Annotated in this window: 4 protein-coding genes (1 of these 4 running past the window's edge); all 4 read left to right on the plus strand. The window is 65.7% G+C overall.

Annotated elements, in window-relative coordinates; translation table 11 throughout:
- Positions 1 to 102: 102 nt before the first annotated feature.
- Tightly spaced (at most 1 nt apart), the 4 genes in view from ACFO0A_RS07725 to ACFO0A_RS07740 form a layout consistent with a single transcriptional unit that may run on beyond the window.
- Entirely contained in the window at positions 103 to 3042 is a 2940-nt protein-coding gene (locus tag ACFO0A_RS07725) for a DUF6603 domain-containing protein (RefSeq protein WP_379538430.1), read from the plus strand.
- Positions 3039 to 6512 carry a hypothetical protein gene (locus ACFO0A_RS07730; RefSeq protein ID WP_379538431.1) on the plus strand — a complete coding sequence of 1158 codons (3474 nt, stop codon included), beginning with the start codon at positions 3039 to 3041 and terminating at the stop codon, positions 6510 to 6512. Before ACFO0A_RS07725 ends, ACFO0A_RS07730 begins: the two co-directional genes overlap by 4 nt.
- Positions 6505 to 11070, plus strand: coding sequence for a hypothetical protein (locus tag ACFO0A_RS07735; RefSeq protein ID WP_379538432.1), 4566 nt, complete (start codon positions 6505 to 6507; stop codon positions 11068 to 11070). Before ACFO0A_RS07730 ends, ACFO0A_RS07735 begins: the two co-directional genes overlap by 8 nt.
- A 1-nt stretch (position 11071) precedes the next feature.
- Positions 11072 to 11305 carry the start of a hypothetical protein gene (locus ACFO0A_RS07740; RefSeq protein ID WP_379538433.1) on the plus strand. It continues 1455 nt past the right edge of the window, so the window shows 234 of its 1689 coding nt (coding positions 1–234); its start codon is at positions 11072 to 11074; its stop codon lies off the right edge, out of view.

Raw genomic sequence — 11305 nt, forward strand, 5'->3', positions numbered from 1 at the left:
TGCTTTATTGCGGATCCAGGGGTTTGCCGGCCGTCTGAAGACGAGCCGCGTGTCCTTGATCGACGGTGGCTCGAACAAGAACAGTCTGAACAGGCTACCGTCGTGAGCGACGATGTCTGGACCGCGCTCGTCAAGGGTGTCCTCGGGTTCGCGCACAGTCGCGCGGGCGACATGGTGGGCACTACTTTCAAGGACACCGGATCCTTCATTACGTCGCTGTTCGATGGCGCATCGGGAACGACCAAGACCGCGCTCGATACGATCAAGACCGACGTCAAAGATCTCACCCCGATCGGCAAGGCGCTCGCCGACGCGTTGAAGCCAAAGTTCGCGGAAGCGAAGACTGCCGTTACCAACATGGCGACCGAAATCGGCACCGATCCGTTCGATATACCCGCGGCTGCGCGCGCCGCGACCGAGCTGGGCTATGTCCTGGTCGCGTTCGACGAGGCGCTCGATATCCTGGCAGAAAAGATCGCCGAGCGAGAGAATAATCCGGCCAGCAAGCAGCAGGTCCTCGATGCAATCGGGGGCATCACCGACCCGTGGAAGGCCCCCTTCCAGTCACTGGGCGCGGATACGATCAAGGGCTTCGACGCCCTGTGCAAGGCCGTTCTCGGCATCGACAACGCTCATAACGACGTCGCGAACGCCCTCGTCTGGAGCCGTACCGACAAGAAGCTCGGACTCAAGTTCGCGAGCACGGGAAACACCAGCCTTGCGCCGTTGAGCTTCGACGGCGCGTACCTCGAGACGTTCGTCGACTACAAGACCGTAGCGAAAGTCGGGGTCGAACTGCACACCAAGGTGAAGGCAGGCCTGCGCAGCGACAAGATGCTCGAGAAGATCATGCCGGGCGAGGCCAAGACGGCCGACACCGACCAGATCGCAATCTCGCTGGATAGCGCCGACGGACTGACGTTCGGCGCAGGCAAGGACAAGAAGATGGTTCTTCCTGTCCGCTTCGCGTTCCCTGGGGTCGAGTTGCGCGAGTTCGCCATCGCCCAGCCGGCAAAGGACAACAAGGGCAGCCAGAACCGCATCGACGTGATGGTCACCATCGCAGGCAAGATCGGCGACGTGTTTGCTGTGGTCGTCGAAGGGGGCGGGATATCGATCCGCTGGGTTACCGATGCGGCGCCCGAAGTTAAGCCGAAGATTCCCACCGGTATCGGGGCACGGATCAAGACCGGCGTGGTCAGCGGCGGAGGCTACCTGCGCTATTCGGAAGACACATCGGAATACGGCGGCGTTTTCGACCTTCAGTTCGCCAAGTTCGGCGTTACCGCAATCGGACTCCTGGGAACCGAACCGTTCAGCTTCGTCGTTGTCATCGGCGTTCACTTCCTGCCGAAGATCGATCTCGGCTTCGGTTTCACCCTCAACGGCCTCGGCGGAATTCTTGCCATCCAGAGGGCGGTGGATACGGCCGTGCTGCGTGATGGCCTGAAGACCGACATCGTCGGCCAGTTGCTGTTCCCCTCGGATCCGGTGGCGGCGGCACCGAAGATCCTCGACCAGCTTGCCAAGGTTTTCCCCGTCCGCGACGGCGGCTTCGTCGTCGGACCGATAGCGGAGATCGGCTGGGGGTCGCAGGCCGGCTTCGTGAAGGCCCGGCTCGGCATCGTGCTCAGCCTGCCCGATCCCAAGGTTGTCATCCTCGGGGCGCTGGAAATCGGCGTGCCTTCCGCTGACATCAAGCCCGACAAGCGGATCGTCGATATCCATGCGGATCTCCTGGGAGAGATCACGCCAGACTACTTCCTGCTAAAGGTTTCGATCATAAATTCGAAGCTGTTCACGCTCACGCTGTCGGGCGACATCGCGCTTTTCATTAAGTGGGCAGGCGAAGGCGCGTTCGCGCTTTCGGTGGGCGGGTTCTTCCCCAAGTACGACGCGCCCAAGGAGATCGGCAAGCTTGACCGGATGGCGATCAAGTTCAAGCCGCCGGTGGACTGGCTCAAGATCAGTGCCGAAGCCTATGTCGCGATAACATCCAATTCGATCCAGTTCGGCGGCAAGGTCGATCTCAGCGCAGACGTTGGCGTGGCTTCCGCGCATGCCTGGATTCAACTCGACGCGCTGTTCCAGTGGGCACCGTACTTCCACTTCATCGTGATCCTCGATGTCGGGATCGAGGTGAAAGCGTTCGGCGCGACGATTGCCGGGGTCCATTTCCATGGCGAGCTTTCGGGCGACCAGCCGTGGCGCCTCGAAGGCACCGCCACCGCGGAAATCCTGTGGTGGGATGTCGATGTGGACATCGGCCCGCTGACCTGGGGCGAACCCCGCCCAGCCGACGCACCGCAGGTCGACAGCGTCGACACTGCCGCCCAGGGGCTGATGGCCGACGCGGCGTGGACCCCGATCCTTCCTCCCGATGCGCTCCAGCTGGTCCGCTTTGCCGATGTCGGAACCGAGCGCCTGTTCCATCCCCTCGGACGGCTGGAGGTCAAGCAGAGCCGGGTTCCGCTCGAAACCGATATCGACCGCATCGGATCCAGCCCCGTAAGCGCCAAGCGGGTCTATCTCGCGGAACCCAAGGTCAATCTGACGGATGCCGCCGCGGTCTCCACCGTCAAGGACCGGTTCTCCCCCGGTCATTTCCTCGCGCTCAAGGACGACCAGCTCATGGCGCGTCCCGATTTCGAGCAAATGCCTGCCGGCCTCGTCGTCGCCGCCTCTGCCAAGCCGACTTTCCCGGGCGACGTTCATGCTGCCTATGCCTGGAATACCGTGTTCCCGCATCATGCGGATGTAGCGGCACAGCGCGACGATTGGCGGATCGAGCGCACGGCCAAGACCATGCTCGGTGTTTCGGCGGTCGCCAAAGCGCGGCAGAACACGGCCAACCCCTACCTCGAAAAGATACCGAAGGCTCCCGACCCGGTGCTCGCCGACCCGGGACTGGTAAGCGTGGTCCACCGCGACACGCTCGTCGCGCTCTCCCCCGCGATGACTGATATCGGCGCGACGAGCGCGGCCGAAATTCTCAGGGGATCGAACGATCTCGGCGTCCTCGCAAGTGGAATGGCAGCATGACCGGCACTCTCAGCGTCGCGAAGAACTTCGTCGTCGATGCGACGGTGAATCTGGTTTCAACATTCAAGCCCGAAGACATCGTCCTCAAGGACTTCAACTTCGTTCCCTACGTGCGAAACGGCCTGGCAGCGGCAATAAAGGATGCGCCCGCACCGGGCGGCACCCGGGCGAAGGTCCCGGTCTCGTTCGAAGTTCGGGGCGACGGCGCCACGACGCAGACAGTCAGCCGCGAGCTTGCGCTCTATGGCGCAGGCGACGTCGTCGGCCTGGACCCGGGGCAGATCATCCGCCGCGAACCGGCACCGGGCACCGTCAATGCCGAAGATACGTTCATGGTGCAGGTCGAGTTTGACCGGCCCGATATTCCCTGGCTGTTCAGCCCAGTGGGCCCCGTAGGCAGCCGGCTCGAACCGTGGCTGGCGCTCGTGGTCTGCGAACGGGAAAAGTCCGCGATCCTGCCCCCCAACGCACCCGGCCTGCCGCGCGTCCTCGTCACCTCCTTGGGCGAGCTCCAGCCGCTTACAGACAACGCCTGGTTCGCTCATGCCCAGGTGGTCGGGGGTACGAACGCGCCGGTCGCCGATCGCCTTTCCGACGAGCACGCGCTCGCAAATCTCTCCCGGCTGATCTGCCCCCGCAAGCTGGATGCAGACAAACACTACCGGGCCGTGCTCGTCCCCGCGTTCGAATGCGGCAGAGCGGCGGGCCTCGGTACGTCAGGCGGCGAGCTCGAACCGGCGTGGACCCGTGCCGCGGACAATAGCGATGCGCTTACCGAGCTACTCCTCCCAGCCTACGACACCTGGGATTTCAGCACGGCGGACACGGGCGACTTCAAGTCGCTGGCCGAGCGGATCGTGCCGATCGGCGCGCCTTGGGAGGTCGGCCGCAGGATCATCGACGCTTCCCAGCCGGGCGGCGGATTGCCGGGCGTGCCGGCAGACACGCAAGGCGCAAGGCAGGTCCTGAGTTGCGCCTTGCGCTCGCCCGCCGACGCTCCCGAGGGGGCGCCTGACGAGGAAGCCGACCGGTGGCCCGCGGCGCAGCGCGACGCGCTGCGCGAGATCGTGGACCAGGCAAGTATCGACAATCCGTTGCTCCCCCGCGTGGGCCCGCGCCTGTATGCGCGGTATCAGGCCGGCCGGAATGCTGTCGGCGCGGTCTTCGGCTCACCACCTTCAACGGTCGCGGCGGCGGACGGCAACTGGTTCCCCCAGATCAACACCGATCCGCTGCCACGCATCGTCGCGGGCCTGGGTACGCGGGTGGTCCAGCGGGACCAGGAACAACTGATGCAGGCCGCCTGGGCGCAAGTGGGCGAGGTCAACAAGCTCAACCACCAGCTCCACCAGCACCAGTTCGCCAAGGCCCTCAACGAATCCAACCTGCGGCGGCGCATCGCGGCGCTCGATCTCGGTCAGCTTACGCGATTGACCCGCCCGCTGCATGATCGCATCCGCATTGCCGCGCGGCCCGAGAGCCTGTGGAAGCAGATCGAATCAAGCCGCACCGCCGGCAGCATCCTGAGCGTGACGGCCAAGCGGATGACGAACGCCTCGGCGCCAGCGATGCGCAAGGGCATGGCGCTGCGAGACCTCGCCAAGGCGCCCGACATGGTCTCATCGCCCGCGGGCTTCATTGACGGCCGGCTGCCCTACGCCAATCCCGATGGCATCACCGGGTTCTCGAACAAGGGGCTCGAAGTGCTTGGCCCCGAGCTTGTCGGACGAGTTCTGGGAGTGACGCCGAACAAGGCTTTCGCGACCTTCCAGACCCGCGTGGCGCCGCTGGCGGATGGGACCGCAATCGTGCGCCTCTCCGGCGGGGCCCCGACCTGGCAGATCCAGCCGGACCGCTCAGTCGGGGGCCTGTACGCCCAATTCTTTACCGGCCGGCTCGACACCCGCGCTCCCGATCCCGCGCGCAAGGGCGACTTTCTGCGAGCAGAGCTTGCAGGTTCGGCGCTCGCTGGCATCGTCGAAGCGGCCGCACCCGAATTCAGGGACGCAGGGTCCGCTCCGATCGCTTCTCTGGCGGCCAGTCTGCCCTCACCGCATGTGCGGCGCGACATCGGCGCGGCGACTTCGCTGCCGGAGCGCATGCCGATTGCGGCCCGGACGCCTGCGGCGGCTTCGGCATTCGGCTCTCGCGGCCTGCCCACCGCCGCCGGAAGAGCCACTTCGGCCGCGAGCCTGTTCGACCGGCGCGGACCGGTGGTTGTCCGACCCGCGCCTGCGCCGCCGCCACCTCCTGCACCCGCGCCCGCGATGAGCCCGGCGACGCGCTTCGAGACACCGCTTTCCCGCGATCTCACGCGCCGGATCAACGAGCTATCGGCGCTCAAGGTGTCAACGCTTGCGCAGGCGTTCGACGCCGCCATCAACACGATTGCCCTTCCCCCCCCGCGCAACACCGCCACCGTTCCCCCACTCGCCGTGACGCCTGAACTGATCCTCGATGCGATCAATCCCGCGCGGACGATGACGGCCTATCTCAAGGGACGGGTGCGCTTCTGGCCGGACGTGATCCCGACAAACTGGTTCGACGATCTGAGGATCGATCCGGTCATGGCCGCGCCGGTCTACAAGCGGGCGATGTATGAAGCGCTCGACGCTTACGACCGCGATTGGCTGGTCCCTGGCCTAGGCGCGATCGCCCAGCCTGAATTCGTCACGCTGCTGGAGGCCAACCCCGCCTTCTGCGAGACTTTCCTGATCGGCCTTTCGGATGAAATGGGCCGCGAGCTGCTGTGGCGGAATTACCCGACCGATCAGCGCGGCACCTACTTCAAGCGATTCTGGGACGCCGACGAGGACGAGCTTTCCAAACCGATCCACGAATTCTCGACGACGGGGCCCGAGCCGCTCGGTTCGCACATGGCAATCGGGGGCGGCAGCGGCACGGGCTTTCGCCCCGTCGTCCTGGTACTGCGTGGAGAAATCGTCCGCCGCTATCCCGACGCCATCATCGCTGCGGTCGAGGCGGAGCCGCCCGCGGCCAACGCCGGATCGGCATTTCCGCCGACGTTCATCGCCGGCTCCGATGCGAGAATCCTATTCCATGCGCATCTCGCGCCGGATTACATCCTCGTCGGCTTCCGCCTCACGATCGAGGAAGTTCGCAATGGCCACTGGTGGTTCCTGCTTGCCGAACATCCAACCGCGCCGCGGTTCGGCATGGCTGAAGCCATCGCGCCCAATCCCCGCGCAGCCGGCGGCTCGATCCAGCAGGATAACCTCGACTGGAACGATCTGACCGGTTCAGACGGCCAGCTCGATCACGGCCGGTTCCTTTCGCCTCCGGCGCGCACGATGTCGATCAGCGACAGCGGCAGCAACCCCGCTGTGCAGCTGTGGCCGGGTTCGTCCGCCGTCGTCGCCCGCACGCTGCTGCGCGATCCCGTCCGCGCGGCGTTCGAGGGCAAGGATCTCCTCAATTCAATTCAGAATGCGGGAGGGCCGAATGCCTGATCCTACCGAGGCACTGTTCGCCGAAGTCCACGCAACCAACACGACACTGCTCGACCGGTTACGGGACAAGACGGCGGAGATCGCGGGCATCTCCGCGGATCTGCAATCCAGCCGAAATGCGGTCGCCCGGTTCGAGACGACGGGCGACACGGGCGCGGCCCGGCGTGCCCAACGCCGGACGGAGACACTCTCCGCGCGGCTTGAGGCGGCGCGAAGCGAGCGGACCGCCCTCGATGTCGAGCATGCCCGGCTGATCGAACGCCTTGCGCAGCGCGACAGTTGCGATGCTCCGCCCGACGTGCCGCTTCTCCTGCTTCCGGTGCGGATCGAAACGCGCTTCAACGACGCGGGAAACGAGTTGCGCATCCGGATCTACCCCGACGAGATCCACGTCGACCGGCTCGACCGCGGCCTATCCGGAGAGGAAGTCGAAGCAGCGCAAGCCTATTGGGGGCGTATCTGGGCGCTCGATGATGCCGAAGTGGGCGACGACCTTGCGCGGGCCGATGCCTGGAAACAACTTTTAGCGGCGGTGGGCGCAGCACGCGCGCACTGGTGCACGCGGGCGATGGCACCGCTCAACGTGGCTGACCGGGGCACCGGAACGCCGGTTTTTCCCGAAGGAGCAGCGCAAGCTGGAGCAGTCGCCATCGCGCGCATGCTGCCCGACCGCTTCGTCGCCATCGCCCAACAGGGGACGAAGCGCAGCCGTGCGGTCGGTTCGCCGATTCCTCCCGAAGTCCGCATCGGCCTGTTCTCCAATTCCGACGAGCCGATGACGGAGCAAGAAGGCTTGAAAATGCTGCCAGGCACCGAGTGGCTGGCGGATTTTGGCGAGGCGAAGAAGAAGGGGCTGGCCCTGACGCTGACCCTGTCGCAACCCGGCAAGGTCGACCGCCTGATTGTCGCCGGCGTACAGCGAAGCGCTGCTCCCGCACGTGCAGCGGCCGACTTCGCAAGTCTTCTCGAGGCGCATTGGGAAAGCGACGGGCTGGCGTTTCTCCCGCAGGGCACCCCCACCAACAACACCGAGACGGTAAGATCGGCGTGGCAGCGACGGATCGAAAAGTCGGCGCCGCCCGCCACGCTCCCGGCCCAACCGGCCGACAGCAACGCCGGTACGCTGGCTCGCGCACTCGGCATAAATGCTCCGTGGCTCACCGCAGTCGATCACGCGCAGGAACGCGAGCAGGCCGACGCGGCGGCGATGAACACGACCCTGTGGTCCGCAACCCTGGGACACTTTCTGGGCGCGGTCGACAAGGACAACGACGCCATTTCGACGCTCGATATCGAGCGCATCCGCCAATTCCACCGCGACTACGTGCGCGGGCGGGGGACGATTCCCTCACTGCGCGTCGGCAACCAACCCTACGGCATCCTTCCGGTGTCCGGGTTTGCGACGCTGTGGAAGGACGATGGGGCTGACAAGTTCGGCGGGCAGCTTACGGCCTTCCTTCGCAAGCTGAGGCCCAACTGGGAAGCGGGCACCAGCGATCTCGCCCACGTCGGATCGGGGGCCGATCTGCGCGAAACGATGGACCGTCTTCTGGGCCAGTCCGGTGTCTCCTATGGCGTCAGGGCGCGCCGCTGCCTTTCGGGAAGCTTGGTCGGCATGGTCAGCGTGGTCACGCCGACCGCCAAGCCCGCCGCCGAGATCGAAACGATGCTCGCCCGGATGCTCGAGGAGGCGATCGGCAGTTTCAGCTTCACGAATCTCGGGGCAACGCTGGACGACAAAGCCCGGCCCGTCCTCTTGCCGTATGCCGACGATGCCCGCGATCCGGCGTTTCTGGAGGCTTTGCTCGCGACCGGTGACGGCGGAAAGATATCGAGTATCTTCCAGGCGCTCGTTGCGCTGGCGGCCGGGCGCGAGGCTGCAAAGCCCCTGCCCGGACGCGACTTCATCGACCATCTGCGCCTGTCCACCGCTCTCGATCCAGCCGTGCGCGATGCGGTCGTCACCCAACTCGCTCGGCCGGGGGCGGCCGATGTTGCGACGTTGGTGAACTTACGAAAGGCGCTTCCGGGTTCGGATAGCCCCAACGATCGACCCGCCCCGCGTTCGTTCGCGATGGGTGGTACGATCGAGCCTTCGTTCGCCAACTACTTCGGCAACGTGGCGACCGCTGAATCGCGCGAATACCTCTCGGTGCTTGTGATCGACGAGTTTCTCCGCACGAACATCGAGAATGCCGAATTCCGCGCCGCTCTCGAACATCTGGCGAAGCAAATCGGGGATCCCGCGAACCAATCGCGTCATGTCCTCGTGGCAGAGACGCTGGACTGCGTGTCGCACCGGCTCGACAGCTGGATCACGGGCGCGGTCTCGCGCCGGCTAGCGCATCAGCGCCGCACGAAACCCGAAGGCCTTTCTGTCGGAGCGTTCGGCTACGTCGAGAACCTGCAGCCCAAACGCGGGCAAAGGGACTCTGGCGGCTACATCCTTGCGCCCTCGCTCAATCACGCGATCACCGCCGGCATCCTTCGTGCAGCACACCTGACCCATGCGGCCGGCGCGGCGGGTCCAAATCCCTATGCCATCGGCCTCAGTTCGGCGCGGGTGCGCGATGCGATGCATCTGGTCGACGGCATTCGCCAGGGGCAGCCCCTTGGCGCGCTGCTTGGTTATCGGATCGAACGCGCCCTCCAGGACGCGAAGCTGGGGCATCTCGTCCTCAACCTGCGGTCGCTCGCGCCATTGGTGCAGGGCAAGCTCAGCGACCGGGGCGAGATCGTCAGTGGGCCGGAGCAAGCGATCGTCTCGGCAGCCGCGACGACCGACGGGCTAAGGCTGGTCGAAATGTGGCGCACCCCCGCGGGTCCGGGAACGATCGAGAACGCGTTGAAGAGCCCTCCTGCCGACAATCCTTACATCGCGCCGGGCACTGCCTGGAGTTTCAGCGCAGCAGACTGGAACAAGGTATCCGCCAGCATCGCCGCGCTCGACACGAGTGTCGATGCCGTGGCCGACCTTCTCTTGGCCGAAAGCGTTCACCAAGTGGCCCAGGGCAACCTCGCGCGCGCGTCCGCCGCAATGGATGCGAGCGGCCGCGGCGACGTTGCCCCGCCCGAGCCGGATGTCGTCAGCTCGCTTCGCGGCGGGCAACCAGTGTCGCATCGGCTGATGATCATCGGTCGCGACGGCGGCTGGGATGTCGTATCGCCGCGCGCCCGCGCCGCGCCAGGCCTCGAAGGTTGGGCCGCAGAAAGGCTTGGCGATCCCGCGCGGATTGTCGCTGGCTACGAGCCTGGCGGCGCACCTGTAAAGCTGGCGCTCGGCACGATCGGCGCGCTCGATCTGGTCGCACTGAGCAGCGATGCCGCTTCGGCAATGCGTCGCGCTACCGGCAACGTTAAACTCGATCCCGCGATCGCCGACGATCCGCGCCTTGCCGCTGGCGAGATTGCGCTAGCCGATGTGCTGGTGGTGGCCGACGGCCTGCGCCGGCTGCTCGCGGCCGGGCGCGTTGCGGCAAGTGGCGACTTCGGCCTGCCAGGCGCGCCCGCCGCGCATGCGCCCGAGGCAGCGGCGCTGACCGCACTGGCATCGACGCTCGACGATCTGGCGCTCGTGCTTCAGCAGATGCAGCAGGCCCTTGCCGCTCTCGTCGCAAGCAACAGCGCCACCCTCGACAGTCTTTCGGCCGCACTCGTGGCGCTGACCGACTTCGGCATCGCGACGCCGAGTGTCTCGGCTGCCCAGCTGGGTGAGACCGCGCTTCTGGCCGCTGCGGAAGCTCAGCGGCGGCTGGTCGAATATGCCCGGCTGTCGTCCGATCCGGTCGACTCCGAAAGCCTGGCATTGCGCGCGAAGGCGTTGTTCGGACAGGATTTCGCGCTGCCGATCCCGCAGGTGCGAACTGCGGAGCCTGATCTCGAGGTCGAACTCGACCCGGTGCAACCTGCATCGATCAGGCGATATCTGGGCGACATCGCGACAGTGCGACCACAGGTCCGGATGTTCACGGACTATCTCATCCTCTGCGACACGCTCGATGGTGCGCCGCGGCTGGCAGTCATGCAGCTTGGAGGTGAAAAGGGTCGGTGGATCGCAGACCCGCTGCCAGATGACGCGATCACCCCCACCGCACCGGTGATCTCGATCGTGGCCGACGTGCCCGGCGAGCCGCCGGCCGCGCTCGCCGGTCTCGTAATCGACAACTGGACCGAGACGTTTCCGCGGCGCACCCTGAAGGGCGAGGGAGCGGCGGCCAAACCTGTCCTCGAAACCACCGCCGGGGTCGCGATCCATGCCGACGCACCAAGCTCGCAACCACCGCAGACGATGCTTTTGGGCATATCCCCCGATGGCGCTCGCTGGACCGACGACCGCGTTTTCGATCTGGTGACAGAGACGATTGAAATGGCGCGAATGCGGCTGGTGTCACTCGAAGTGCTGCCGCTGGCGGCTCGGGTACTGCCCGCGATCTATACCAATTCCTGGTCGCTCCAAGGCGAGAAAACCGTGGATTGGTCCAAGTTCGGTGATGCGTTCCTCAAGGCCTCGGTGGTCGGCGAGCCACTACGCGCGTTCGCGATGGTGAAGGAAAACTGATATGTGCGCGGATATCGTCAAGGAAGGGGTCCTCGCCTACGCCGAACTCAGCTCGGCGGCGGCGGCGCGCTATCCCGTTCTCTCACCGCCGGCCTGGACCCGGCTTGAGCCGCAAACCCTCAGCGGCGAACCGGCACAGGCGCTGGCGGCCCGAATTCACGATCCGCTGTGGCTGCTCGCGCGGCAATGGCAATTCGGTGAGTTCGACGGTGAGGACGCCGGCACTCCGGTGGCG

Origin of the sequence: Novosphingobium tardum, assembly GCF_042652045.1 — a bacterium.
Taxonomy (GTDB): domain Bacteria; phylum Pseudomonadota; class Alphaproteobacteria; order Sphingomonadales; family Sphingomonadaceae; genus Novosphingobium; species Novosphingobium tardum.